The organism is Bradyrhizobium sp. SZCCHNS3002 (assembly GCF_032377435.1).
Lineage (GTDB): Bacteria > Pseudomonadota > Alphaproteobacteria > Rhizobiales > Xanthobacteraceae > Bradyrhizobium.
In genome coordinates this window covers 1-26,838 of sequence record NZ_JAUHHY010000021.1, presented here as the reverse complement: position 1 = coordinate 26,838, position 26,838 = coordinate 1, and the positions used below count along the sequence as shown (strand labels likewise).

Annotated in this window: 20 protein-coding genes; 14 read left to right on the top strand and 6 right to left on the bottom strand. The window is 65.2% G+C overall.

Annotation, left to right across the window (positions count from 1 at the left end):
* Positions 1 to 4 precede the first annotated feature (4 nt).
* The 4 genes from QW845_RS30885 (at position 5) to QW845_RS30870 (ending at position 4,321) form a co-directional block, all read left to right on the top strand.
* Positions 5 to 1,093, top strand: coding sequence for a GSCFA domain-containing protein (locus QW845_RS30885; protein ID WP_315805292.1), 1,089 nt, complete (start codon positions 5 to 7; stop codon positions 1,091 to 1,093).
* 44 nt (positions 1,094 to 1,137) lie between these two features.
* A complete protein-coding gene (locus QW845_RS30880; protein ID WP_315805291.1) occupies positions 1,138 to 2,031 on the top strand; it encodes a hypothetical protein in 894 nt (297 codons plus the stop codon).
* A gap of 7 nt (positions 2,032 to 2,038) precedes the next feature.
* Entirely contained in the window at positions 2,039 to 3,013 is a 975-nt protein-coding gene (locus tag QW845_RS30875) for a hypothetical protein (protein ID WP_315805290.1), read from the top strand.
* Between the two features lie 327 nt (positions 3,014 to 3,340).
* Entirely contained in the window at positions 3,341 to 4,321 is a 981-nt protein-coding gene (locus tag QW845_RS30870) for a TylF/MycF/NovP-related O-methyltransferase (RefSeq protein WP_315805289.1), read from the top strand.
* A gap of 6 nt (positions 4,322 to 4,327) precedes the next feature.
* Here the strand turns inward: QW845_RS30870 and QW845_RS30865 are convergent, their stop codons facing one another.
* Genes QW845_RS30865 through QW845_RS30850 form a run of 4 tightly spaced genes read right to left on the bottom strand, consistent with a single transcriptional unit; the run spans position 4,328 to position 11,575 of the window.
* Positions 4,328 to 6,307 (bottom strand): acyltransferase family protein, encoded by a 1,980-nt coding sequence (locus QW845_RS30865; RefSeq protein WP_315805288.1) that lies wholly within the window; start codon positions 6,305 to 6,307, stop codon positions 4,328 to 4,330.
* Entirely contained in the window at positions 6,285 to 7,367 is a 1,083-nt protein-coding gene (locus QW845_RS30860; RefSeq protein WP_315805287.1) for a hypothetical protein, read from the bottom strand. The genes QW845_RS30865 and QW845_RS30860 overlap by 23 nt, the downstream gene beginning before the upstream one ends.
* Before the next feature lie 24 nt (positions 7,368 to 7,391).
* Positions 7,392 to 9,356: an acyltransferase family protein gene (locus tag QW845_RS30855; protein WP_315805286.1), complete on the bottom strand. Its 1,965-nt coding sequence runs from the start codon at positions 9,354 to 9,356 to the stop codon at positions 7,392 to 7,394.
* Between the two features lie 14 nt (positions 9,357 to 9,370).
* Positions 9,371 to 11,575, bottom strand: coding sequence for a TIGR04372 family glycosyltransferase (locus QW845_RS30850; RefSeq protein WP_315805285.1), 2,205 nt, complete (start codon positions 11,573 to 11,575; stop codon positions 9,371 to 9,373).
* Positions 11,576 to 11,966: 391 nt separating this feature from the next.
* Between QW845_RS30850 and QW845_RS30845 the strand changes: the two genes are divergently transcribed.
* Positions 11,967 to 14,036 carry a TIGR04372 family glycosyltransferase gene (locus tag QW845_RS30845; protein WP_315805284.1) on the top strand — a complete coding sequence of 690 codons (2,070 nt, stop codon included), beginning with the start codon at positions 11,967 to 11,969 and terminating at the stop codon, positions 14,034 to 14,036.
* An 87-nt stretch (positions 14,037 to 14,123) separates the two neighbouring features.
* On the opposite strand, the gene QW845_RS30840 is transcribed toward QW845_RS30845, so the two are convergent.
* Entirely contained in the window at positions 14,124 to 16,214 is a 2,091-nt protein-coding gene (locus QW845_RS30840) for a TIGR04372 family glycosyltransferase (RefSeq protein ID WP_315805283.1), read from the bottom strand.
* Between the two features lie 147 nt (positions 16,215 to 16,361).
* Positions 16,362 to 16,631 (bottom strand): hypothetical protein, encoded by a 270-nt coding sequence (locus QW845_RS30835; RefSeq protein ID WP_315805361.1) that lies wholly within the window; start codon positions 16,629 to 16,631, stop codon positions 16,362 to 16,364.
* A 397-nt stretch (positions 16,632 to 17,028) separates the two neighbouring features.
* Here QW845_RS30835 and QW845_RS30830 point away from each other — a divergent pair, with 397 nt between their 5' ends.
* The 9 genes from QW845_RS30830 to QW845_RS30790 all read left to right on the top strand — a co-directional run.
* Positions 17,029 to 18,234 carry a class I SAM-dependent methyltransferase gene (locus QW845_RS30830; RefSeq protein ID WP_315805282.1) on the top strand — a complete coding sequence of 402 codons (1,206 nt, stop codon included), beginning with the start codon at positions 17,029 to 17,031 and terminating at the stop codon, positions 18,232 to 18,234.
* Complete coding sequence (locus QW845_RS30825; RefSeq protein ID WP_315805281.1) at positions 18,231 to 18,767, top strand: WbuC family cupin fold metalloprotein; 537 nt, start codon at positions 18,231 to 18,233, stop codon at positions 18,765 to 18,767. The genes QW845_RS30830 and QW845_RS30825 overlap by 4 nt, the downstream gene beginning before the upstream one ends.
* Positions 18,764 to 19,504, top strand: coding sequence for an SDR family oxidoreductase (locus tag QW845_RS30820; protein ID WP_315805280.1), 741 nt, complete (start codon positions 18,764 to 18,766; stop codon positions 19,502 to 19,504). Before QW845_RS30825 ends, QW845_RS30820 begins: the two co-directional genes overlap by 4 nt.
* 69 nt (positions 19,505 to 19,573) lie before the next feature.
* Positions 19,574 to 20,839: a class I SAM-dependent methyltransferase gene (locus tag QW845_RS30815; protein WP_315805279.1), complete on the top strand. Its 1,266-nt coding sequence runs from the start codon at positions 19,574 to 19,576 to the stop codon at positions 20,837 to 20,839.
* A 148-nt stretch (positions 20,840 to 20,987) separates the two neighbouring features.
* A complete protein-coding gene (locus tag QW845_RS30810) occupies positions 20,988 to 21,830 on the top strand; it encodes an ABC transporter permease (RefSeq protein WP_315805278.1) in 843 nt (280 codons plus the stop codon).
* Positions 21,831 to 21,863: 33 nt separating this feature from the next.
* Positions 21,864 to 22,613 (top strand): ABC transporter ATP-binding protein, encoded by a 750-nt coding sequence (locus QW845_RS30805; protein ID WP_315805277.1) that lies wholly within the window; start codon positions 21,864 to 21,866, stop codon positions 22,611 to 22,613.
* Between the two features lie 43 nt (positions 22,614 to 22,656).
* Complete coding sequence (locus QW845_RS30800) at positions 22,657 to 23,724, top strand: glycosyltransferase family A protein (protein ID WP_315805276.1); 1,068 nt, start codon at positions 22,657 to 22,659, stop codon at positions 23,722 to 23,724.
* A complete protein-coding gene (locus tag QW845_RS30795) occupies positions 23,721 to 25,817 on the top strand; it encodes a TIGR04372 family glycosyltransferase (RefSeq protein ID WP_315805275.1) in 2,097 nt (698 codons plus the stop codon). The genes QW845_RS30800 and QW845_RS30795 overlap by 4 nt, the downstream gene beginning before the upstream one ends.
* A 269-nt stretch (positions 25,818 to 26,086) precedes the next feature.
* A partial coding sequence (locus tag QW845_RS30790; protein ID WP_315805274.1) for an NF038122 family metalloprotease occupies positions 26,087 to 26,838 on the top strand: 752 nt, incomplete at its 3' end.

Below are 26,838 nucleotides of genomic sequence, written 5' to 3'. Positions count from 1 at the left end.
GTGCATGAATTGTCCCTACACCACGCTGCCCGCGAGCAGCTTCTGGCGCCAGGCCGTCGCCGAGCGCAGCCCATCCGATCTCGATCCGCATCTGACCGCGCGGCTCCGCTTCGGTCCAGATCAGCGCGTCGCCTCGGCTGGCAGCTGTTTCGCACAGCACATCTCGCGCGCCCTGAAGGAGCGCGGCTACAATTACTACGTCACCGAGCCGGCACCGCCGCATCTGACGCCCGAGCAGGAGGAGCGCTTCGGCTACGGCCTGTTCTCCGCGCGTTACGGCAACGTCTACAGCACCCTGCAACTGCTGCAACTGGTGCAGCGCGCCTTCGGCGCTTTCCGGCCAGCGGATCAGTTCTGGACCGACCGCGACGGCTGGGTGTTCGATCTGCTGCGCCCCCGCATCACGCCGCGCGGCTACGTCTCGATGGTCGAGGCCGAGGCCGATCTGAAGCGGCATTTGCAGGCGGTCCGGAAGCTCATCGAAACCACCGACGTCTTCATCTTCACGCTTGGCCTCACCGAGTGCTGGGTCTCGAAGCTGGACGGCACGGTGTATCCGACCTGTCCGGGCTGCGGCAGCGCCGGCGACTTCGACGACGCCAAATACGCGTTCCACAATCTCTCTGTCATCGAGACCACCGGCTATCTTGCCGAGGCGATCAACCTGATGTCGGCCGCCAATCCGCGCCTGCAGATCATCCTGACGGTTTCGCCGGTCCCGCTCGCGGCCACCATGGAGCCGCGCCACGTGTTGCAGGCCACGACCTATTCCAAGAGCGTGCTGCGCGTCGCCGCGGAGGAGATGGTCCGGCGCTACGACAACGTGCATTACTACGCGTCCTACGAGATCATCACCAATCCGAAGAACGCGGGGAGGTATTTCGCCGACGATGCGCGCTCGGTCACGGCCGACGGCGTCGCGCGCGCGATGAAGCTGTTCTTCGCGCAGTTCACCGCAGAGGACGCCGGCTCAGAGGTGCGATCCGCCGGCGACGGCACAGCGAGGCGGCCGACTGCTCCGGCCGCGGCGCCGCAAATCATCTGCGACGAGGACGAGTTCTACCGCGCACTGGCCGCGCGCCGGAGCAACTGAGGACGAGCGGCAGCCGAGGCTGTGATGTAAGGGGACGTATCAGCGTGGACACCGAACTCGAGACGGTTCTGCCGGTCTATATCGTCGGAGACAGCCATTCGCTGCCGTACCGGAACATGGTGTTCCGGGAACGATGGACCGGCGCCTGGGTGATGGCCCGCACCAAGTACATCCCCGGCGCCACGGCGCGGGAGTTCTACGATCCGGCCACCGGCGAGTTTCATCCCGACTTCATCGCCTTCCTCGAATACGAAGGCCTGGTGCGCAATGGCCGCGCGACGCACCTGTCGATGGACGAGACCGACTTCGCCATTGCCAAGGCGGTCGGCCAGGCCGTGCGGCCGCCGCTGATCATGATCACCGTCGGCGAGATCGACGTTCGCGGTCCGCTCCTGCAACTGCTCAAGGACACCTACGACTTCGTTCCGCCGTTCGCGACGACGTTGCCGCTGCTCGACAAGCCGCTGGTGCCTTGGGATCTCATCGACGAAGCGATCGAGGCGCGGCTCGGACCGTTCGTCGCCGGGCTCGATCAACTGGCCAAGGCCGGCTTCAAGCGCGTCTACGTCCAGAGCGTGGTTCCTCCAACCCGGCAGGAGGCGCGCATCCGCGAGCTGCAGAGCTACGATTGCCCGGTGTCGGTGCGCACCAAGCTGGTCCAGGCGTTCAACTGGAAGCTGGCGCAGAAGGTGCGCTCGGTGAACCTGTTCATGGTCGACCGCTGGTCAGACCTGACGGACGGCGATCTGTTGCGTCCGGAGTTCGATTTCGACGGGGTGCATCTGCCGCCCAAGGGCGCCCGCCTCCTGCTGGAGTCGCTGATCGATCACGCGATCGACAGCCGCGGCCTCGTGGCCAATCATCCGCGTTACGAACTGTATTATCGAATGGCGTGCGGGCTGGATCCGTTCCAGCCCACCAAGCCGAACGCAGCATGAGGACAGCATGGCCTTGGGACCGATGATCAGCACTGCCAAGCAGCGGCTCAAGGGCGGCGTCAACCAGGCGCTCAGCGCTCTCGGCTACCGCCTGGTCCGGGCCGACACGTTCGACCGCCTGAACGGGCATCTCAGTCCTGACGCAGCCCCAGCAGACAAGAACGGCACGGCGCAGCCGCGCCGGCTGACGCTCGTGCCGGCCGCGAACAGCGCTCCACCGCTGTGCACGGCCCATGCGCCGAAGTTCGATCCGCACAAGACGCCGAGCCAGCTCGCCGACAAGATCGTCGCCTTCCAGCAGAACGGCGTCACGGTGATCGGCACGAATCCGGAAAAGGCGGCCATGTTCCGGGAAACCGAGAGCTTCGACCGCGACGTCAGCAATCGCCACTCGGCGTGGGACTGGGCCGGCAACAGTGTCGCTTCCTACACGCAGGATCTGCAGACCGGGATGCCGTCGGCCGCCCTCGTCGACTATCTGCATCAGCTGTTCAGCGGCGGCGATTTCGACTCGTTCTTCCGCGGCGTGCTCGGCTGTCCTGCCAAGGTCGCCAACGTCCGGCTGGTGCGCTCGAAGCCGCATGTGACCGAGGGCGTCGGCCCCCAGGAATGGCACAGCGACCACTGTCCCGCCGGCGTCATTCGCGGCGTGCTCTATCTCTGCGATGTCGACGAGCAGACCGGTCCGTTCCAGTATCGCGACGCCAATTACCGGGAGCACACGGTTCTGGGCAAGACCGGCGATCTGCTGGTGTTCGATGCAACCCGCCTCATGCATCGCGGCAGCCCGCCGTCGCACAAGACGCGCTCCGCGATCGATCTGGTCTTCATGCCGCGCATGCCCGACGAGGAGATGACGATCATGGTCGCCGGCATGAACCACTGGCCGGCGGACCCGTTCTTCGTCAAGCCGCCGAAGGAGCGGCCCGCGGACGTCCACGACGCGCTGGCCGATGGACGCCGCGCTGCCAACCTCTATTGACGCATGGCCGCCCGCTTGCACCAGGGATGGAGGACGGCTAAGCCAGGAGGCAGCAGGTGGGCTTGCGCGCGACGGCGCGCTCACCGCCGATGTCGACCTCTGGATGGCCATGCGCGGGATCGCTCGGAGATTTCGGATGTTCATCCCGTTGCGGCCGGTGCATGCGGAGACGCCGCCGTCACCGAGCGCGCAATCCCGTCCCGGCATGACGCCGCTTGCCTGGCGTTGCCAGGCGAACACCTCTCTTCTCTTCGGCGCAGCGCCATGTCTGCGCCATCCCTCAAGGTCGTTTTGCGGTCATCGAACAGCGCCGCGTTGGAGATTTGAATGCTGCAACCGTTGAAGAATGCGCTCGCCACCTCGCTGCCGCCGGACGTGCTGTACTGGATGCGCTCGGTCAAACGAGCGATCCTGTTCCAGCCGCCGCTGCCCTGGCCCTATGGAAACGGCAGCAGCATCGCCAGCGTGCAGGACAGGCTTCCGGCCGTGGCGATGGCAGCCCCGTCCGTCGACACGGTCGATGACGGACGCATCATCCAGGACATCGCGCTGGAGAAATACAGCGCGCGGCAGCTTCCCTCGCCCGGCGCCTATTACAGCTATGCCGACGTGCTGATCCTGCCGGCACAGGAGATCGCCAAGACGCTCACGCTGTGCGTCCAGTACATCAACAGCGCCCATGTGAACGGCGACATCGCCGAATTCGGCACGATGGGCGGCTTCAGCGCCCGCGCGATCGCCACCTCGATGGTGTTCGACCTGCAGCGCCAGCCGCTCGGCAAGAGCGCGTCCGGGGAAAACCCGTTCCGTATCCTGCGCCTGTTCGACAGCTTCGAGGGCCTTCCCGAGATCACCTCGCCGGTCGACCAGGGCGCGCCGCACGTCATCTCCGGCGCGTGGGCCAAGGGCGGCTGCAAGGTGCTGGCCGCGCCACAGCTGAGCGCGCTGATCGGCAAGATCATTCCGCCGCACCGCTTTCAACTCTACGAAGGCTGGTTCGCCGACACCGTGAAGACGCTGCCGCCCGAGACGCGGTTCGCGATGATCCATTTCGACGGCGACCTCTACCAGTCGACCATGGATGCGCTCGTCCCGCTGTTCGAGCGCGGCATGATCTCGACCGGCGCCGTCATCTGCTTCGACGACTGGAATGCCAATCGCGCCATTCCGACCACGGGCGAACGGCAGGCCTGGAAGGAGCTGGTCGAGATGTTCGCGATCGAGGCGTCCAACGGCGGCGACTATTCGGTCGGCGGCACCCGTTTCATCATCCACGCCTATCGCGGCATCCCAGCCGATCCGGTTTGATCCTGCTTACCGCGGCGGCTGCCGGGCAGGCCCCAGGAGGTCGTCGATGGCGTGGCGCGCCAAGAAGATCGAGGCGGGCACCGTGAGGTGCCCGGGATCGAACGCCGTCAGTTGCGAGCCGCCGGGGCCGATGCGGCTGAGACAGCCTTCGTCGTTGCAGAACACGTCGCGGACGGAGATGAAATCGATGCCGAGCTGACGGGTCAGCTCGCGAAACAGCGCGTCGCGGCCGCTCGTCCATTCGTCATTGGAGCGGAACAGGGTCCGCTCCGGCAACACGGTTCCGGTCTGCCGGTAGTAGTCGAGCACGTTGTGCGACAGGCCGACGCCCTGCCAGCTCGGCGGCGGTCCCATCAGCACGATCTTGGCAATGCCGTTGGCCCTGAGCTGCGCGACCGTGCGCGGCAGATCCTCGCGCAGCACGGACTCGGCGTGGCCCCAGGTCGCGTCGAGGATGACGACGTCGGGCCGGAGACGGCCGATCCGCAGCACGACGTCGTCGTTGATGCTCTTGCAGAACGGGCGGGCCTCCAAGGTATAGCCGATCAGCGGCGGACAGGCGGAGGCCGTATATTGCGCGACGTCATAGCCGCGCTCTGTCGAGAGATGCAGCATCCCCGGATACAGCGCCGCGCCGTAGGAATCGCCCCAGATCAGCAGCAGCGGCCGGCGCCCCTGCCCAGCGCAGTCGGCGCCGAACGCGGAGGCCGGCTGCAGCAGCAGCAGGCAGCGGCCACGGCGCCAGTGCGAGGAGGTCTCGGAGCCCGAGAGCATGAAGCCCCTGATCTCCGGCGCGAACCGGACCGGCAGGCCGCGCGTGCTTGTCGCCGCGACACCGATCGGGACCAGGGCTGCCATCGCCGCCAGCAACGGCCCCACCCGCCACGCGACGGGCGCGGCTCCGAACCTGATCGGCAGCTCGATGAAGCGATAGGTGAGGAAGGCCAGCGCGGTGCTCAGCCCGAGCACCGCGAGCAGGATCCACGCCGGAACCGCTCCGCCGAACTGCAGCTTGGTGAAGGCGATGAGCGGGAAGTGCCAGAGATAGAGCGGGTAGCTGATCAGGCCGACGAACACCAGCGCGGGCCACGCCAACGCCCGCTGAACCGGCGTGCCGCCGGCCGCAATCAGGGCCATGGTCGCCAGCACCGGCACGGTGGTGCGAATGCCGGGCCATGGCGAGGTGGCGCTGAACGCGAAGAAGGCGACGGCGAGTCCCGCCACGCCGACAGCCGCGAGGATGTTGCTGGTGGCCGGACCGATCGGGCGATCGCCCCGCCGGCGCAGCCACACCGCCAGGAGCGAGCCTGCCAGCAGCTCCCAGCCGCGCGTGGTCGGCGAATAGAATGCCCACGCCGCCTCCCTTGCGGGGGTCGACAGACAGACCGCGAGGGATCCGAGCCCGAGCGCGGCCACGATGGCCGCCTTCCGCGACGGCCATCGGGCGATCAGCACGAACATTGCGGGCCAGACGATGTAGTACTGCTCCTCGATGCCGAGCGACCACAGGTGCAGCAGCGGGAGGCGCTCCGCGCCCGGATCGAAATAGCCCACGATCTGCTCGTGCAGCATGAAGTTCTCGATGAAGGCGGCGGCGCCCTTGATGTTGGATCCGAGCGCTTCCATCTCGGCGACCGGGAAGACGAACCAGGCGATCGCGAACGTCGCCAGCACGACGGTGATGAGAGCCGGGAAGATCCGGAGGATGCGACGGGCGTAGAAGGTCACGAAGCTGAAGCTCTTGTCCGCGCACTGCCGATCGATGATGCCCGTGATCAGATAGCCCGAGATGACGAAGAACACGTCGACGCCCGCGAAACCGCCGGGCAGCAGCCGCGGGAAGGCGTGAAAGACGAGCACGGCGATGACGGCGACCGCGCGCAGGCCGTCGATGTCGGGACGATAGAGCAGCGCGTGCGCCCGGCTGATCGGCCGCTCGTGGCGATCCGCTGCGGCCGCAGGGTCAAGGCTTTCGATGATCGCCATTCTCACGCATTCCCTGAAACGCTCGCGTCCTTTCCAGAGCGCCAACGAGGTCGCGGGTGAAATCGGCCGCGCCCCTGGCGTCGAGATGACCCCCGCCATCCCAGCTCGAATAGTCGGTCCGCGCCGGCGTCGCCGTCTCGACGCCGATGGCATCCGCAATCTCACGAACCTGGGTCAGGCAGCCGTGAAAATTCGGAACGAAGGTCAGAACCACGGGCGCGCCGAGCGACTGCACGAAGTCACGCGCATTGGCGATCACCTCGGGGGTGGTGTGACAGTCGGGATCGCGCGTCATCTTCACGCCCGGATTGCCGTCGGCGAGAAAGCGCGGAAACGTGCTCATGTCGGCCGCGCCGGTGCGGTCATCGCGATCGAAGCGCGGCAGCGGTCCGGATCGCGGGCCGGTGATCGCCTGGCGCCATGGCCGGGTCACGTCCTCGAAGCGCCAGCGCAGATTGCGCCGGATGATCTCGTAGGTCGCGCCGTAGCGGCTGAGCTTCGTGCTCGGGATCGGACGGACGTCGGCGCCGAACGCACGGGTCAAATTGCGGTGGAAGAAGTTGCCGCCGCCGCCGCCATCGTCGGCGTTCAAGATCCACAGGCGCGGATGGAGGTGATACTTCAGCGCGATCTGCCGCGCGAACTCGCCGCTGGCAACGCCGACGAACGCCATGTTGTAGAACTTCAGGCCGTAGGGCTGCTCGAGGCGCTCGCGCATGACGCTCTCGTCGAGCGCAAACGACACCAGGGATGAACCGAGGATGATGACGTTGGCTTGGCGGGCATTGTCGATCGACCGGCCGATGCCATGGTAGAACAGGTCCTGGTCCTGGATCTCGGTGACGCTGTCGCCGCCGAAATTGCGGTACCATGACCGATCACCGGCCCTGCTGATCGCGCTGAAATGGTCGCCGCCCTGCGCTGCCAGCCAGAGACCGAGGGCGCCCAGCATCGCCGCCACCAGTCCAAGCACGCTGGCGATATAGCGGCGCCCTGCCCGGCCGACGCCGTCCCCGGCCTCATGCCCGGCCCAACCGGTCTGCTCTGTCCGACGATCCATGGCGACCACGGGCGAACGACGCGACTATTTGTCGAAGCCAGGCAACACCTCAAGCGCCTGTCTGGCAATGAAGAGGGAGCCGGGATAGGTCAAATGGCCGCTGTCATACGCGGTCAGGTCCGATCCGTCCGCGCCGATCCGGGCCAGACAGCCGTCGTCGTTGCACATCATGCGGCGTGCCGAGATGTACTGGATGCCGACACGCTGCGCCTGCGCCTGGAGGAACTCATCGAGCGCCCGCGTCCAATTGTCGTTGGAACGGAATTTGGTGCGCGCCGGCAGCAGCGAATGCGTGCGGAAATAATAATCGAGGATGTTCGCCGGCAGGCTTTCGCCAAGCCAGGTCGCCGGCGGCCCGAGCAGGACGATTCTCGGGACATTGAGCTCCTTCAATGCCGCGACCGTTCTGTCCAGCCCATTACGCAGGTCGTCCGCACCATAGCTCCAGGTCGAATAGAACAGGACCAGATCCGGCTTCAGCTCGGCGACTTTCTGGATGACGAAGTCGTTCGCGCCCTTGCAGAACCGCCGTTCCGGATGGACGAAACCGAGCAGCGGCGGGCAGGCCGAGGCGGTGTATTCCGCGACCTCGAATCCCCGCTCAGCGCCGAAATGAGCAAGTCCCGGATAGAGCGAGGCCGCATAGGAGTCGCCCCAGACCAGGATGAGGGGATGGCGGCCGGTGCCGGCGCATTCTGGTGAGAATTCGGACGCGCTCTGATCCGGCTTCAGCAGGCATTTGTCGGACCGCCAGAAGCGGGCCGTCTCGCTCCCGTCCAGCATGAAGCCGCGAAGCTCGGCGGGAATGCGCGCCGGCATGCCATTGGTGCGGTCGGCCACCACGCCGACGATGCCGAGCGCGACCATGCCGCCGACGAGTCCGCCGACCTTGAGCGGCACCAGGCGCCGGCCGAAGCGGATCGGCCGCTCGATGAAGCGGTAGGTGGCCCAGGCAAGCACCATGCTGGCCACGATGATCGCGAGCATGACCCACACCGGCACCGCATCGATGAACTGGATGCGCGCATAGGCCATCAGCGGGTAGTGCCAGAGATAGAGCGGATAGCTGATCAGGCCGACGAAGACGGCCGGTGTCGACGACAGCACATAACGATGCACCAGCGTGCCGCTGGTCGCGATCAGGGCGGCCGCGCCCAGCACCGGCAGCAACGTGTGAACGCCCGGATGCGGCGTGAGCCGACCGTAGCGCCAGAAGGCGAACACGATCGCGAGCATCGCGGCCAGCGCGACGAGCTCGCGGACGAGCGGGACATCGATCAGCGGCCGCGGACCGGCCTCGGCACTGCGCCCATTGACCCAGAGCGCCAGTCCCGAGCCGACCAGCAATTCCCATGCCCGTGTCACCGGCAGATAGAACGCATACTCCGGCGCGCGCGGCTGCACGATGAGGCAGGCAACGAACGACGCCGCCGCCAGCGCGACCGTGATCGCGAGGCTCCTGCGCCGCCATGAGCCGATCAGCATCAGCAGCAGCGGCCAGACGATGTAGTATTGCTCCTCGATCGCCAGCGACCACAGATGCAGCAGCGGCTTCTTGTCGGCGGCGAGGTCGAAATAGCCGACCTGCCCGAGCAGGACGAAGTTCTGGATGAAGACCGCACCGCCGGCGATGTTGGTGCCGAGCGATTTCAGCTCGCGCGGCGGCAGGAAGAACCAGGCGATCAGGAAGGTGACCAGCACCACCGTGATCAGCGCCGGAAAGATGCGGCGGATCCGGCGGGCGTAGAAATCGGCGATGCTGAACCTGTTCGACAGCATCTGCTTGTGGATGATCCCGGTGATCAGATAACCGGAAATGACGAAGAAGATGTCGACGCCGTAGAAGCCGCCGGGGACGGCCGCGGGAAACGCGTGGTAGAAGAGAACCGGCAGCACGGCGACGGCGCGCAGGCCGTCGATGTCGGCACGGTAGCCGAGCGGCGTGGCGCGGGCTTCTTCCAGGGACATGTTCGGTTGGGCGAAGTTCATCGGACCGTTTCGTTTCAGGAGCGATCGAGCAGAGACGCCGCATATTTGTCCAGGAAATAGCGGGACGGCCGTGAATTGCCGAAGAATCCCTGGATGTTCACACATTTTTCCCAGGCATCGTCGACCGGGGGAATGACGGGCGCCCCGGACGACAGATCCAGCACCTCCCGGGTGGTCTCCAGGATCTCGTCGGCGGAGCTCTCGCCGACCGTGAGGCCGGCGGCCTTGACGGTCTCATAGGTCGGGAACGTCCAGCGCCACGTCTCGGAGGTGACGTCGCTCAACGACAGCATGCGCCCCTCGCGCGTATGAACGGGCTTGAGCGAGAAGCGCGTATCCTTCGACCATAACAGGCCGACGGAGCTCAGGGCGTTGACCATGGCGGTCGGGATGCCGAAGCTGGTGGCGACATAGGCGAAGCCCGAGGTCGTGCCGATGAACATGCGCGCGCGGCGCATCAGGTGGATGTCCATCTCCGCCACCTGATCCTCGCTTCGCGCGTAGTCGATCACGCGCGGCATGTCCGGCAGCGGCGGCGCCTTGCGTCCGCCCATGCGGATCACCCAGCCGCCCTGCTGGGTGACGTAACGAACGGTGTCGAGATAGTTGCCGATCGTGGCACTGCGGATCGACTCGCCCGTGCCGAGAGTCTCGCCGCGCGCCTCGGCGTCGCGCATGTGCAGGCAGACGAACCAATCGCCGGGCGCAAGCCCCCATTTCCGGCGCAGCGACTGGTACAGCAGCTCGGTCCTGTCGTCCGCCTGAATGCGCGCGTCATAGATGTCGCGCAACGGGAAGCCCCTGCCTTCGCGCTCCCACTGCTGAAGTGCCATCGCGCCGGCATCGTTCCAATACATCGTCCGGCCGTCCTCGAACTGGAAGGCCTGATGCGAGTCTCCGAGGAAAGGCGTCAGGCTGGCAAGCTCGTGCCAGACGCCGGCGCTGACGTTCTCGCCCAGGGTGAGTGTCGGACAGATGTCCGAGAACAGCGACAGGAACGGCTTGTTGGCGATCCGATCCTTGTAGGCGAGCAGGACCGGCTGTCCCTTCCACCAGCCCATGCTCCGCATCATCAGGTGCACGTTCAGATGACCATTGTGACCGATCAGCGCGCTCCAATCGGGTGACAGCAATCTGACATCGCCGAGCTCGACACCGACCCCGTCGAGCACGCGCTTCAGCTCGGCGGACGGCCTCGGAAGCTGACGGCGAAGGCGACGCTGCGTGTCCAGACCGCGGCTGTACACGACAGGGACCTTGTCTCCTTCCCCGTTGTGGTAAGTCCTGAGCAGGAGTTCGCGATAGGCATAGAACAGGTAGATGTCGAGACAGACCGTGCGATCAGGCAGATAGCTTGGAAGGCTTTCCCAGTACTGCCCGGACTCGTCCAGCTTACGAAGGACGCCCGTCGAATCGACGAGACCGAGTTCCTGCATCAGGCGAACGATCACCTCGCGGTCGCGGAAGAAATAAGGAATGAATTGCTCGGCCGAAACGTCCCTCGGCACGTGATCGAACTCGACGCGCCCGCGAAAAGCCCGTTCCTCATATTGAAAGTTGCGATGCTCCAACATCATCCGGACGAAGGTCCGCATCGCCGGCGACCCCTCGGCAACATGCTGCCAGTCAAGAAAATGGATCTGCGTCAGCATATCCATCGAGTAGCCGTCACCGACGACGCCCGTTCCTTGCAAGGCGAGCTCGGCGATCGGGCGCTCCCCGTCCCACCTCAACCGGCGAAACAGCGGCAGCGCTTCCTTCCGGTACCCCGCGAGTAGAAGATAAAATGCAACCTCGCTCGGGTAGCGCTGCCAAACGGAGCTGTTGAAGATCCAGGGCAAGTGCCTGCCCAGGAAGGGACCGCAGAAAAAGACGAAGTGGCGGTCCAGGCCCGGGTGCTGGAAGAAATGGCGGAATTGTACCGTCAGCAAGAATCTCGCCCTGAAGGGCAGCACCGTGAATGCCAGATTGCGCAGAAAATGCCGGCCCGGGAGCCGCGCGAGAAGGCGCAACAAAGGATAATATCGGCCGAATGTACGTTCCGCGCGAGTCAGGTCGCGGACCGGAGCGCTGCCGACGGGCCCGCCCTCGGTCGAAATGGTGTCGAGCGGCAAACGGCACCTCCGGCGCAACCTCGGAAACAGCCCGCAACGATTACTGTGAAGGCCCGACCCGATCAACCCGAATCGGGCGGAACAGGCCGGCACGCCCTGGTTCAATCGAGCGAAGCACTGCCGCCGGACTTGCCGACACCCCAGGAGCCCTGCCCCGCTCTCGCGAGCCCAACAGCCGCCTGGACGCCCCGTCCGAGAGCTGCCTGCCATCCCTGAGGGCAGCGGTCCGTTCAAGTCTCCTCCCCCTGACAGGCCGCGAACGCTTGGACTGGCGGCCGACCGACTCGCGCTCTATGCTCCTGCCACGCCTGGGCGCAATCCCTGTCTGGTCTGGAACGCTGGCAGGCCCGTTTCAATGCCGGACAGTCGGGCCGCAGAAGTGCTGCGCCGGTGAAATCTTCGATATCGTCATGGGGCCTTGGAAATGCTCTTCGAGTCCGTCCACTCAAATCCAGCCGGGCATTCCGCGCCACGTCAACGCAGTCTGGTACAATCGTTGAAGTCGAACCTCGCCGGCCGCGCCGCGAGGGCGATCGGCTGGTTTCTGAATGCAGCCGGGCAGGAACGGGCGGAATCGTTGAAAGACCTGATCTTCGCCCTGTTGACCTTCAGACAGGCCTTCATGGTGGCGCTCGTCTTTCACCGCTATGCACATCGGAACGAGTTTGACCGGCAATTTCGCTATTTCTGCGGTCCCGACATCGAAAAGGAGATGCAATGGGTGCTGACCCGCGGCCACTCGGGTCAGTACTGCAACGAGCTGATCCTGTTCCTTCTCATGTGCGAGAAGGAGAAGCGCGTTCTGGAGCTGTTTCCCAAAATCGACTGGGAGCGGGTCGATGACGAGTTCATGGAGGCGCTCGGCAAGCTGACGAAAAAGCTGACGTCCGGCTACTTCATGGAGCTGCTGGCGCAGGCCCACACCATCAATTGGACCGCGCTTCGTCCGCAGGACCTGCGCCGGTTTGCCGAGCTGATCAAGATCATGCTGGAGCACCGGAACTTCCGCTTCGAGCAGACGTCCTTCGAAGGACGGCAATACGATGCGCGCAGGGATGGCGAACCCGAGCTGTTCGAAGCACCGCTCGACCGCTACGTTCCCGACTTCTTCTGCGACAAGGAGCTGATCGAGACCCTCGTCACTCAGCTCGGTCTCCCGCGGCACGACGATATCCTCGTCGCACGCGAGGAGCGCGGCCAATACTGGGAGCGCTTCCCCGCCGACCATCCGCAGCGCAAGGTGCTGTCGGAGATCAACCTGTTCTACGCCTATCGCCACCTCCTGCTGACGACATATCACAGCGGCGAGGGCTTCCATGTCCCGCAGGTCTACACCAAGCTGACGGAGACACAGAAGCGGTTGCGCCGTCATCTTCCCGCGCCCAGCGCCGAGCTCAAGGCCCTTCTCAAGAAGCTCGACACGGATCTGTCGGACGTCAGGCTGCTTTCTCCGGACTGGAGCGCGTTGATCGGCCATAACGGCCATCTCAACGTTCATCTGATGATGCGCGAAATGGGGTGGTGGCAGGGCCAGCCGGTGCTGCTGGCCTACAAGGACCGGATCGCCAACAAGCCGTTCCTGTCGCTGTTCTCCGAGATCTGTCCGACGCTCACCCTGGGGGAGAACGTCACCGCCGGAGTCTGGCACGAACTCGCCAGCCTCACCCCGTTCATTGGCGACTCCCACCAGGCCTTCCGCTTCGAGGACGGACGTGCGGTGTACTGGAACGATGCGGGCTCACTCGCGCTCAAGCAGTGGGAAAGCCGGCAGCGAAGCTTTCCGCTCCGCGACATCTACGACCGCCGCCTGCTTGCCGACAACCGCGTCGAGCAGACGTACCAGGACTACCGGCGCAGGTGGGGGATGGCGGACGGCGACTGGTTCGTCTGCCTGCACGTGCGGGATGCCCAGACCCGGAATGATACCGAAGGCGTCGGCGAATCCATCCGCAACGCGTCGCTCGCGAGCTATCTCGATGCGGTCCGCCACATCACCGAATGCGGCGGATGGGTTGTCCGGATGGGCGGTCGCAAGGTGCCGCCGTTCCCGCAAATGGAACGCGTGGTGGACTACGCCCGCAGCGACGATGCATTTCCGGAGATGGACATTCACTTGATGCGCCGTGCGCGCATGTTCATCGGCACGACCTCCGGCTTCGCCTATGTGGCAAGCAGCTTCGGCATCCCGACTGCGATGGTAAATGCATTGAGTTCGATCGGCCTGCTGTGGTCGACGGACACCCGCTTTGCGCTCAAGCCGGTGCACAGGGCGGACGGCCAGATGCTTTCGCTGAGCGAATGGACCTCGGAGGAGTATCGCTGGGCTTACCCGACCCATGAATCCATGGCGCGTGCCAAACTCGTCGTGAGCGAGAGCAGCTCGGACGAAATCCTGGAAACCGTGCGCGAGGTGCTCGAAATCTCCGATCCCCGGCGGAAAGGACCCGCCCCCGGCGTGGACGGCAAATGGGAGCGTCACGTCCAGGTGCCGGGCTTCTTCGGCAGTTCGCGGCCGAGCAAATATTTCCTCGAGAAATACGCTCAAGACCTGCTGAGAGAACCGTGAGGACAGCGCGATGCATCAAGCGATGCCGCCCGGACTAGGCGCGCACCTGACGACGCAGGCCGCGAACAGTTGGGCCGCGCTGCCGGACTAACGTTGTCGCGCCACAGCGACCTCGGGAAGGCTCCTCGCCGCCGGGGCCGCTCCAGGCACCAGGAATGCGCTTTCGTACTTCGCGAGATAGTGGGCACTGATCGTGCCGCCGCCGTAATAGTGAGGCAGCACAAGCTGCTCCCTCCAGAGCGACAGGAGTTGCTGCGAGGCGGTGTTGGCCGCACGTCCGCAAGCGAGATCGACGACCTCTTCGACGACCGCGAGAATTTCGTCTGACGTGTTGTTCGACGGCTGCGCTCCGTTGCGGCTGAGAACGCAGGCGTCGAACAGGCGCCAGCGCCAGGGGGACGAGGTGAGCTGCGTCTGGGTCAGCATCCTGCCGTCGGCGAGACGCACCGGCTTCAGCGCAAACCGGACAGCGCTGTTCCACAATTGCGGATCCGTGGTGATGCAGTTCACGAGAGCGCACGGAATGCCGAAGCTGATCGCGACATTCGTCAACCCTGACGTCGTGCCGATGAAGGCTCTGGCATTCCGGATGAGGCAGATATCCATCAGTTCGGATCTGAACTTGCTCTGCGCATAATCGATTGCACGGTCGAGCGGTGGAAGTCCGGGTGAATTCGGGCCACCGAGCTTGATCACCCAGCCTCCCCTGCGGGTGATCGCGTCGATGGCATCGAGGTAGGTCTCGATCGGCGCATTGCGATGGGTCTGGCCGGTCCCGTCGACCTCGGAATAGTGAGAACCGTCGCGGGTGTGCAGGCACACGTACCAGTCGTCCGGCTTCATGCCCCAGGATTCGCGCATCCGCCGATAGTCGTCCTGCACCTTCGGCGCCGCCTCGTAGATCCGGTCATACTGGTCGCGCAAGGGATGCCCGCGGCCATCCCGCTCCCACTGCAGCATGGCAAGCGCCCCGGCTTCCTGCCACGGCACGACGTCACCGTTCGGCAGCCGAAACACATTGAAGTTCATGCCGTACCAGCGCTGCAGCGACAGCAGCTCTTCGCCGAGCGCGTGAGAGACGGTCTCGCCGATCACGACGATATCGGCGAACCTTTCGAACAGCCGAAGAAACGCCTTGTTGGCCACGCAATTCGGTCGGACGACGATCAGCGGTCTTCCCGACCACCACCCCAGGTCGCGCATTCGGAACAGGATGTCCAGCATGCCGAGGTGACCAATCTGGGTCGTCCATTCCTCGGGAAGGACCCGCAATTGCTCCAGGGGAATTCCCAACCTGCGCAACAGGTGGCTGGCCTCCGCCGATATGGCCGGCGCCGCCCTGCCGAGCAGCTCCGACTGCGCCGCGAGCGCTCTCGTGAACAGACCGATGCCGATGTCGCCAGAGCCGACATGAGTCACGCGCTGGCCGGTGAAGTTGCAGAGATCGAACAGCCTGCCCGCGGCGCCGCAGGCGAAATCAAGAGGGTTGGGATGATAGTTCCGCGCCGGCCGCGACGCCATGTTCTGGTGAGGACGCATGTAGTCGGGAATACCACGGCATGCCTCCGACATGCATTCGACCGCGCGGGCCTCGTTGCCGACCATGATCTCGAGCATGCTCTTGAGAAAGGTGAGATGTATCTCCGATTCCGACCTTGCCCTCAGATCCAGCTGCGAGGCCAGCCGATAGGCCTTGTCGAACTCCCCGAGCTCGAAGAGCGCGCGAACCATCATGTGCGCCAGTTCCGGCGAGCGGGCTGCGAGCTGATGCTGGAGGACCAGATCATAGGCTTCCCAATCGGCCCCGATCCGAAGCAGCAGTTCCGCTGACAGCATCGGAAAGCTCCGTCTGAGCAATCCCGAAAACCGCAGGTCAGGGTCCTTCGCCAGCAGAGACGCGCAGTGGGCCTGATAGGCCCTTTGCAGCAGGCGGCGGTCGCGAAGTTCTCCGATCTCGAAGAAGGCGAGGATCAGGAACGCCAGCCGCGGCGGCAGCAGGCTCAGCAGCCTGGCAGTGCCGACAATCAGGATGCGCGCCCATCGCTGCGGCGCCAGCAGAGACCGCTCTCTCCAACGCGCCGTTTCGGCCGGCAGAGTCTCCAGTGCGTCGAACAGCTCAAGGAGTCCGCGTCTGCGCACAGGGCTCTGCAGAACTAGCGGCTCCTTGAAGCGCTGCATCGGCTACCCCAACTCCATCTCCGGCTCACGGCCAGCCCCCGTTCTCGAACATCCAGACCGCCCTGCGGCAGACCAGGAGAAGGCTATGCCGATTGTCGCCTGTCTCGAATTGGCTTCAGCAATACACGCCGCATGCCGATCGGGCTGTCAAGCCAACCCACGACCAATGAGTATGATGATCCCATGAACCCACTCGGCGATCGGCAGCAGCCCTGCCCTGTCGACAATCAGCAGAATTGTCGACCACAGAGCCAGCCGCTCGAGCGCGAGCCGGCCGATTCCCAGCGAGATGAATACGAAAGCCACAAATCCCGCAAGCAAGGCGTTGAGGAACCCTGCGCCGACCGCAAGAAGAACACAGAAGAGGACCGTGCTCACGCAGACGGTGCGCAAGATCGATCTTAAAACGAGAACCATATCCTTCACGCAGGCGCCCCCTCTTACCAACGTTAGATCTCATATGGCCGAACAATAGCAGCCAAAGCCCCTGATCATCGTCTGTAGCATCTCCGCTGGAAGACTGCCCAGTCGCGCAATCCCCGTTGCGGCAGAACAAAAATCTGCTGACGTTCTTGACACTGATTCGCCCGTTGAACCGACAGGGAGATGCGAGCGCTCAAAGAACAACAGCAGCGCGAAACATCACAATGGACGCGAGTTCCAGGGTCCGTGCCGGACGAACATTTTACGTTGTCATGTTCCCGATTACACTGCTATTGAGGTTGCCTCCAGATGGCAACATCCGTAGCGGCCGGCGCGCTGGACACAGCGGCGAGCCCGAGCGTGCCCATTGATCGAGCGATCCAGCCGAGCCATGTCCACCGGACCACTATCCGGCTGCCGATTGTGCGGTCAGCCGATCTCCACGCAGGCGCTCCCGCTTGGTGAGCTCCCGGTCTGCAACCGGTTCGCGCGCGAGACCCGTGTCCAGCTTCGGGTAACCCTCGACGTCGTCGCGTGCGACACTTGTCAGCTCGTCCAGCTCCGCGAGCTTCCACCGGCCGAGGCGCTTGTTCCCGAGGTGCCATGGATCCGCTACCGGGAGCCGGAAGGCCATCTCGACGCCCTGGTCGGAGAGCTGCTGTCGTTGAAGCCGCGGGCCGGCACCGCCCTCGGCACCGGTCCGTTCGAGGGTCCTCTGCTGGGCAGGTTGCAGGCCCGCGGGCTCACCGCGAGCGCCCTCGCGCTTGGCGTCGCCAGCGCTCCGGGGCGCTATCCTTATCTGGAAACCTGGCAGGCCAGCCTCCACGCCGAACGGCTGGCCGCCGAAGCGGCGCAGCTTGGCACGTTCGATATTGTATCGTGCCGCTACATCCTCGAGCACACGCCGGAGCCCGTGCAGGCGCTGCAAGCGCTCAAGGTTCTGCTTTCTCCCGATGGCCTGCTGCTGATCGAGGTCCCCGACAGCAGCAAGTTCCTCGCGGCGCGCGACTACTGCTTCCTGTGGGAGGAACACAGCTGCTATTTCGTCGAGGACACGCTGCGGCGTCTCGCTGAAGTGAGCGGCTATCGCGTTCTGACCCTGCTTCGCTATCCGGGCGCCCTGGAAGATGCCCTGGTCGCCGTCCTCACCCCGGCCGATATTCCCGCCCCTCCGGTGGATCCCCGCGGACCTTCCAGCCTGTTCCAGGCCTATCGTGACAATTTCGCCCCCGCCCGCGCGCGACTGCGCAGCAGGCTGACGGCCCTGGCCGGTCCCGACCGCGACCGGATCGCGCTGTTCGGCATCGGCCATCACGCCATCATGTTCGTCAACGCCTTCGGCCTGGCCGACCTGATCGCGGTGGCCGTCGACGATGATGCCGACAAGGCCGGCTTTTTGCCGCCCGGCTTCCGTACACCTGTGGTAGGCTCCGAGCGGCTGCTGGATGACGAACGGATCAGGCTGTGCCTGTTTGCGATCGCGCCGCATATCGAGGGCAAGGTGCGTGAAAAGCTCGCGCCGCTCGCCGCCAGGGGCGTGGAATTCCGCTCGATCTACGCCGCGCTCGACAATTCGATCATGAGGGATCACGCATGACGCTCGTCCAGAAATCCCCCGAGGTCTTCCTGGCCGAGGGCCCCATTTCATCGGTGGGCGCTGCCGAGATCAACACCCTGAAAGCCGCGGTGAAGGCCAGCCCGAAGCGGCGGGCCCGCATCAACGCCCATCCGGACGGCGATGACAGCCTGCATGAAATGATCATCGCGATCGATTCCAGCTCCTACATCCGTCCGCACAAGCACCCGGGCAAGAGCGAGGCCTTCCACATCATCGAGGGCGAGGTCGATATCGTGGTGTTCGACGACGACGGCCAGATCGAGCGTGTCGTCGAATTGGGGCCGCCGGGCGGTGCGCGGCCGTTCTACTACCGGATGTCGAACGCGTTCTTCCACACCCTGATCATCCGCAGCGACCTCCTGATCGTGCACGAGATCACCAACGGCCCGTTCCGCCCCGGCGCCAGCGTGTTCGCCGACTTCGCGCCCGAGGACAGCGACACCGCCAAGGCCGCAGCCTACCAGGCTGATCTCGTCCGGCGTGTCGCCGCACGGCAGGGCGTCGCGGCATGACCGATCATGCCGTCGTGGTCGGCGGCACCCGCGGCCTCGGCCGCGTGGTCGTCGAACGCTTCCTGGCGCGCGGCTGCGCCGTCAGCGTCGTGTCGCGGCAGTGCCCGGCCGATTTTCCCGATCAGCCCGGCCTGAAGCATTTTTCCGCCGATCTCGAGCGCAGCGAGAGCTTTGCCGGGCTCTGGCGCGAGATCGCCGAGGCCTCCGGCCCGGTCCGCTACCTCGTCCTGAGCCAGCGCTTTCGCGGCCAGGGCGATCCCTGGGCCGGCGAGATCCAGGTCGGCCTGACCGCCTCTCGCGACCTGATCGAGGGCTTTTCCGGCCATTTCGCTGGCGATGGCGACCGCGCCATCGGCGTGGTCAGCTCGGTCTACGCCGAATTCGTCGGCTCCTCGCAGCCGGTCGGCTACCATGCCGTGAAGGGCGGCCTCAATGCGATGGTCCGGCATTACGCCGCAACGCTCGGCCGGCGCGGCATCCGCGTGAACGCGATCATGCCGCTGACCTACCTGAAGCGCGAATCGCGCATCTTCTATGAACAGAACGAGAAGCTGATGGAGACCTACCGGAAGCTGGTCCCGCTGGGCCGGCTCGGGACGGCCGAGGAATGCGCCGACGCCCTCGACTTCCTCTGCAGCCCGCGCGCGTCGTTCATCAACGGGCAGAGCCTGTTCCTGGATGGCGGAGTGTCCACAGTCTGGCAAGAAGAGGTCGCCAAGAGCTTCGCCGGCCTGTAAAACCCGCCGCAAATTCCTCTTCGGCCGACCATCCCGCCTGCGGGATCGCCAACCCAGGATCGACACCTCATGCAGCACGTCAAGCACAAGACCGATTGCCGCCTGTGCGGCTCGACCTCGCTCGATCACGTGCTGCCGATCAGGCCTTCGGCGATCGGCGACGCATTCGTGACGGCCGACCGGCTGAGCGAGAAGCAGGATCTCTACCCGCTCGACTGCTATCTCTGCCTCGACTGCGGCCATCTGCAGAATCTCGACGTCGTCGATCCCGACATCCTGTTTCGCGACTACACCTATCGCACCTCGGTCTCGCTCGGCCTCGTCGAGCACTTCAAGCGCTATGCGCAATCGGTGGTGTCCTCGCTCGGCATCCCCAAGGGCAGTCTGGTCGCCGAGATGGGCAGCAACGACGGCTCGCTGCTCAAGGCATTCAAGAACGAGGGCATGCGCGTGCAGGGCATCGACCCAGCCCGCGACATCGCGGCGACCGCCACCAAGGAAGGCGTGCCGACGATCCCGGATTTCTTCACCAGCGCGCTGGCGGCCCGCATCAAGGCTGAACAGGGCGAGGCCAAGCTGTTCTGCGCCAACAACGTGTTCGCGCATATCGACAACATGTCCGACGTCGTGAAGGGCATCCGTCTGCTGCTCGCCGACGACGGCGCCTTTGTGTTCGAGGTCTCCTACATCGTCGACATGATCGACAACATGGTGTTCGACACGATCTACCATGAGCACGTCTCGCATCACGCGCTGATCCCGCTCGAGACCTTCCTGAACCGGCACGACATGACGCTGTTCCACGTCGAACGCACCGGCACCAAGGGCGGCTCGATCCGAGCTTTTGCGCAGCCGAAATCGACCGGCAAGCGGCCGCGCTCGGCGGAGCTGTCGAAACTGATCGCCGAGGAGGAGCGGCGCGGGGTGACCAAGCCGCAGATCTACCGCGACTGGTTCGTCGCCATCGAAAACTGCAAGCGCCGGGTGCTCGCCACGCTCGACCAGGCCATCGCCGCGGGCAAGCTGGTCGCGGCCTACGGCGCCTCGACCACCACCACCACCCTGCTCTACCATTTCGAGCTGGAGAGCCGGATCAAGTTCATCGTCGACGACAACCAGCTCAAGCACGGCCGCTTCAGCCCGGGCGCCCACATCCCTGTGCTGCCGTCCAGCGAGCTCGCGACGCGCAAGCCCGACATCGTCGTGATTCTCGCCTGGATCTATGCGGAGCCGATCCTGAAGCGCAACCAGGCTTACCTGGACGCCGGCGGCCGCTTCCTGGTGCCGCTGCCGGAGCCGCGGATCGTCGACGCCTCGGGCTCGGTCGCGATCTGAGCCCGCGGCGGCGGCCTCAAGCTGACCGGTTGACAGTGCCCGCGTAACATGGTCCAGCAAGCCCCGGCGATTGGCCCCCGGGCGTGACGGACGTCCAACCGCTTTCGGCTGGTAAGCCAAATACTTACGGCTCTCGCGAGGTAGAAGGATGACCACCCTGACCGATGGACAGGTCGAGCGGTTCGTGGTTGCGGATCGGCGCCGCATCTCCTGGGCGCGCTGCCGCGAGGACATCGCGCCGTTCATCACCCGTCACGTCACCTGGCGTGCGCTCGCGGCCGGTGACATCCGATCGAAATACCGCCGCACCATGCTGGGCCCGTGGTGGATCACGGCCACCAATGCGATCACCGCACTGATCATGGGCACGGTGGCCGGCCGCTTCCTCGGCGCCGACATGAAGACCTACCTGCCCCACTTCATGGTCAGCATGACCATCTGGAGCTTCATCTCGTCCTCGCTCAGCGAAGCCTGCTACACGATGATCAATGCAGGCGGCATGATCAAGGCCGTCGACATGCCGATCCTGATCCATGTCATGCGCATGGTTCAGCGCAACCTGATCATCTTCCTGCACAACATCGCGGTGATCCCGTTCATCTGGCTCGTCTATCCATGGTCGGTCGGATTCGGAATGGTGCTCGCCATCCTCGGCCTGATGATCGTCTACGTCTTCGTCGTCAGCGCCTCGGTGATCGTCTCGATGATCTGCGTGCGCTATCGCGACGTGCCGCCCGTCATGGCGGCGGTGCTGCAGCTCCTGTTCTTCATCTCTCCGATCATCTGGGAGCCGTCGAGCATCCGCGGCGGCGAGTTGATCGTCACGCTCAATCCGATCGCCTATCTGCTGGCGGTCACGCGTGGTCCGCTGATGGGCGACGTTCCCGGCCTTGCGACCTGGGCCGGCGCCATTGGATCGGTCGCGGTCCTGACCGCGGCCATGATCTATATCTACACGCGCTATCGGTCGCGCGTCGTGTATTGGGCCTGACATCATGGCCGGAGACCTCTGGATCCGCCTCGAATGACTCTCATTGAAGCCAAGCAAATCGGTATCGAATTTCCCGTCGCCCCCCCGAACGCACGATCATTCCGGCATCTGGCGATCAAGGCGGCCTCACGCGTCGGCGGCCGGGTCTCGAAGAGCGACGGCTCGTTCCAGTTCGTCCAGGCGCTCGATGACATCAGCTTCACCCTGAAGCAGGGCGACCGGCTCGGCCTGCTCGGCCACAACGGCGCCGGCAAGACCACGCTGATCCGCGTGCTCGCCGGCATCTACGAGCCGACGAGCGGATCGCTGCGGACCGTGGGGCGGAACGTTCCGATGTTCGACATCGGTCTCGGCATGGACGAAGAGGCTTCGGGCTACGAGAACATCCGCACCCGCGGCCTCATCCTCGGGCTCTCGCCCGAGGAGATCGAGCAGCGCGTGCCGGAGATCGCCGAATTCGCCGAGCTCGGCGACTATCTGGAGCTGCCGATCCGGACCTATTCCTCCGGCATGCTGCTGCGCCTGGTGTTCTCGATCGCCGCCTCGATTCACGGCGACATCATCCTGATGGACGAGTGGATCGCGGTCGGTGACGCGCAGTTCCGCAAGAAGACCCACGGCCGGCTGCAGGAGATCACGAACCGCTCGGGAATCGTCGTGCTCGCCTCGCATGATCACGGCCTGCTGCGCGACACCTGCAATCTCGGGCTCTATCTTGATGGCGGCCGCGTGAGGGCCTTCGGCGCCCTGGACGACGTTGTCAAGGAACTCCCGAAGCCGTGAGAGACAGGCATCGGGGATGATGTGCCATGACGTTCGCTGAGCCATGACTACGACGACCCGCCCAGCAACCTTGCCGACCGTCACGCTGGTCGTCCCAAACTTCAACCATGCCCGCTACCTGCCCGAGTCGCTCGGCAGCATCGCCGGCCAGACCCGCGCCCCAGACCGCGTCCTCATCATCGACGACTGCTCGACCGATGACAGCATCGCGGTCATTTCGCGCTTCGTGGTGGACCGGCCGAACTGGCGCCTGATCCGCCACGAGACCAACCAGGGCGTCGTGCGCGGTCAGAACGAGGCGCTGGCGATCGCGGACACCGAATGGATCGGCTTTCTCGGGGCCGACGACGCGCTGCATCCGACCTATCTCGAAAAGGCGATGGCACAGGCGGCCAGCCACCCCGAAGCCGGTCTGGTCTTCGCCTGCTGCGAGATCATCGGCCCTCGGGGGCCGTCCGCAAGACGGATGCTGCGGCCGATCATGCTGCCCGCATTGGCATCGACGATGCTTGCACCGGCCGACCTCCGCCAGGCGCTGCGCTTTGGCGACAACTACTTTTCCGGCACCACCTCGCTCTATCGCCTGACCGCCTTGCAGGCGCTCGGCGGATTCGACGTCAAGCTCGGCTCGTTCTCCGATGCCTTTCTCGCCCGGCGGCTGGCCTTGACCTATGGCTGCTGCTTCATCGCCGAGGCGCTCGGCTACTGGCGCATCCACGGCCAGAACTATTCGACGGCGACGGCGACCGATCCGGCTTCGCTCAACGCCAAGCTCGCCGACATCGGCGCGCTGATTGCGCAGAGCAAGTTGTTCCCCGAAGGCTATGGCGATCTATTCGCCCGGCGCAATCGCTTCGGCGCGGCGCGGATGGTGCTCGGCGGTGAAACGATGCCGTCGGCCAAGGCTGCGCGCGTATCCGCCTTGCTGGATGGCAACGCGCTCGACACGCACCTGCTTCGGGTGATGCTGAGCTTCGGGGCCGTCGGCCGCCTGGCCGCGCTGGCTTGGGTCACACTCCGGACGCGGCCGATGTCGCTGACGCGCCTGCTTGCCCAGACCGCCGCCCGGCGCGCGATCTTGTCCGCCACCCCTGGCTATCGCGCGCCATGACGGCCCGCGCCCCCTTCGGCTCTCTCCGTCGCCGCCTCGGCGCCAAGGCGATTCCTGCGCCGAATAGCGCCATGGAGCAACCGTCGCCGCAGGCGCCGCGAGGCCGCTGGTCGCCGCGGACGTGGCTGACGGCATCCGCGTTTCGCCTCTATGCGTTCCTGAGTGCGCGGCGCCGGCAATTGCTGCCGCTGACCACCCGCGCCGCGAACATCGTCGACAGCAGGCTGATCGTCGCGCCGGCCGGTGCGGCGCTGCTCCTGCTGATGGACCGGCAATTGGCAAAGGGATCGCGGCTCGGCCGTTTGCTGGCGCTGACGGCCTCGACCACGCTGGCCGCGGCAGCGCAGGTTCACCTCGCTGCAAGCCGCAAGCCGAGTGCGTTGCGTGCGGTGCGGCTCTTGAACCTGATCTTCCGCGGCAATGTACGCGCGAGAGCCGGTGTGGGCGCGCAGGCCTATTTCACGACGCTGGCGCTGTGCAGCGCCTATGACCGGATCGTGCGCGAGGTGCCGCGGCCGGAAACGATCGACAGCTTCGCGATCAATTTCGCGGTCGGCGTCGCCCACATGTATCGCGGCAATCTTCCGGTCGCGGCGCATTTCCTGACGGCGGCCTCGGGCGACGGCAACGCGCTGCGCAAGCTCGGCGCCGTCCATGCCCTGGCCGGCGACCACGTTCAGGCCGCCGCGTGCTTCAAGGCGTCGGTCGCGCGCGATCCCCGCTCGGTGATGGCGCACCAGAACTATGCCGGCGGCTACGATCCATCGACCTATACGCCGAGCGCCTGGGAGCTGGAGCATGCCGGCGAGCTGCTGATCTACGACAATCTGATCCAGCTCGGCGAGAACTTCTATCACCAGGGCCGCTACGACGACACGTTCCGCAGCTATCAGGCCGCGCTCGACCACCAGGATTCCTTGGCGGCGAAATGGTCGATTCCCGACGCGCTGATCGCGCGCATTGCCGGCGTCAGCAGCATCTTCGATCCCGCGCTCCCGGTCCGGCTGCTCGGCTACGAATGGGTGACGCTGATCGGCCACGTCGGCTTCATCGACTGCCATTTGCGCATGGCCGCGCTCGGCATGCTGCCGCGCGCCAACTACGTGCTGCTTGCCCCGGCGAGCAAGGTTGTCAACCAGCCGTTCCTCAGGCTGTTCGATCAGCATGTCACGATCATCGAAGACCCCGCTCTCGTCGACGATCTGCTGCCCTATCAGCGGCTGGTCGGCGACCAGTTCATCGCCGTCCGGGGCAAGGACGGCATCGCCGAGCCGTGGGCTCACGCGGCGTCGCGCGCGCAGGTCGCCTGGGCCGAACAGCAGCGGCTGCCGATCGTGAAGGTCCCGTCGGAGCTGATGCAAACCGCAACGGCCAGGCTGCGTGCCGCCGGTGTCACCGCCGACTGGTTCGTCGCGATGCACATCCGCGAGGGCGGCTATCACGGCGATGGACCCGGCACCACGCGCCAGCATCGCTCCGCCAATGTCGGCGACTACCTCGACGCCATCGCCGCGATCACCGCACGCGGCGGCGCCGTGGTCAGGCTCGGCGATCGCAGCATGACGCCGCTGCGCGGCATGGCAGGCGTCTTCGACTACGCCCACAGCGACATCAAGTCGGCGGAGATGGACCTCTATCTTTGCGCTGCCGCCCGCCTGTTCGTCGGCACGACATCGGGCCTGACCACGGCCGTGCAGGCGCTGGGAACGCCGATGCTGCTCGTCAACTGCATCTCCAACGACTGCCAGTTCTGGCATGAGCGCACCGACTTCACCGTGCGCCCGGTCTATGACCGGCGCGCGCGGCGCTACCTCTCGCTGCGCGAGACCTATCGCCAGCCGCTGCAGGCACTGCTGATCGACACCGCCGTGCTGGCGCGCCACGGGCTCGAAATTCACCCGAATACCGCGCAGGACATCACGGCAGCCGTCCGCTACAAGCTCGATTGCCTGGACGGGATCGGCCGGCCCCTGCGTGAGGGCGGGCCACAGCTCGATCGCTATCGCGCCGCGCTCAGCGGCAACCCCTATAATTTCGGTGCTGCACTACCGGTCCCTGCGTTCCTGGACCGCCTGCCTGAGCTGCTGGATTGAACGCGTAAGCGAACCTCGGTTCGATGAACGCCCGCGACAGCCATCGCCGGTCGTTTTCCGGGGCTTCGGAACGCCCATTAACCTCCGAGCAAGATCGTTGCCCTGTAACTTGGGACGGTCACGATTCGACTCGGCAGCGTGTCGATACGGTCGAGCCATGCGCCCTCACGCGATGAGCCGGAACTGAGGCAATGCCTGGAGCATCCAACTTACAGTCGGTCACGACTTCACCTCCATACGACGCGGGGGTCCCTCCGCCATCGAATCCGGTGGAGCTGCCCGACGAGGCGGTCGAGGCCCAGCTCGCGCAGGGCGATTTCGGCGGGATTGGCGCGGTCACCGCGGTGAGCGCCGGCGGACTGACCATCAATCTGCTGTTCGACACGGCGGCGATGAATGCACCGGCGAGCTTTCGCGCCGGCATCCAGCAGGCCGCCGCGATCCTCACCTCGATGATCTCGGACCGCATCACCGTCAACATCAAGATCGACTATAGCGGCGTCGGCGGCGGCGCGGCAGCCGGTCCTGACGGCGGCCAGTGGATGAGCTATTCGAGCGTCAGGTCCAACCTGATCAACTATGCCAGCCCCGGCGATACCACCTTCAATGCCCTGCCGGCGGGATCCAGCATCCAGGGGCAGTCCTACGTCGCGGTGTGGAATTCGCAGCTCAAGCTGTGGGGCGGCCTCGGCGCCAACGATGCGACCACCGACGACGGCAGCGCGACGTTTGCGACCGATATCAATTCAAACCTGCTGGTCGGCGTGGCGCTGCACGAGCTGACGCACGCCTTCGGCCGCGTGCCCTACGGACCGCAGCCCGACATCTTCGATCTTTTCCGCTTCTCCAGCCCCGGCGTGCGGCTGATGACCGGCGGTGCGACGGCGGGGACCGCCTATTTCTCCCTCGATGGCGGCTATACCAAGCTCGCCGATTACGGCCAATCCTCGGACCCCAGCGACTTCCTGAACAGCGGCGTGCAGGGCGGCAACGATCCGTTCAACGAGTTCTACACCTACAG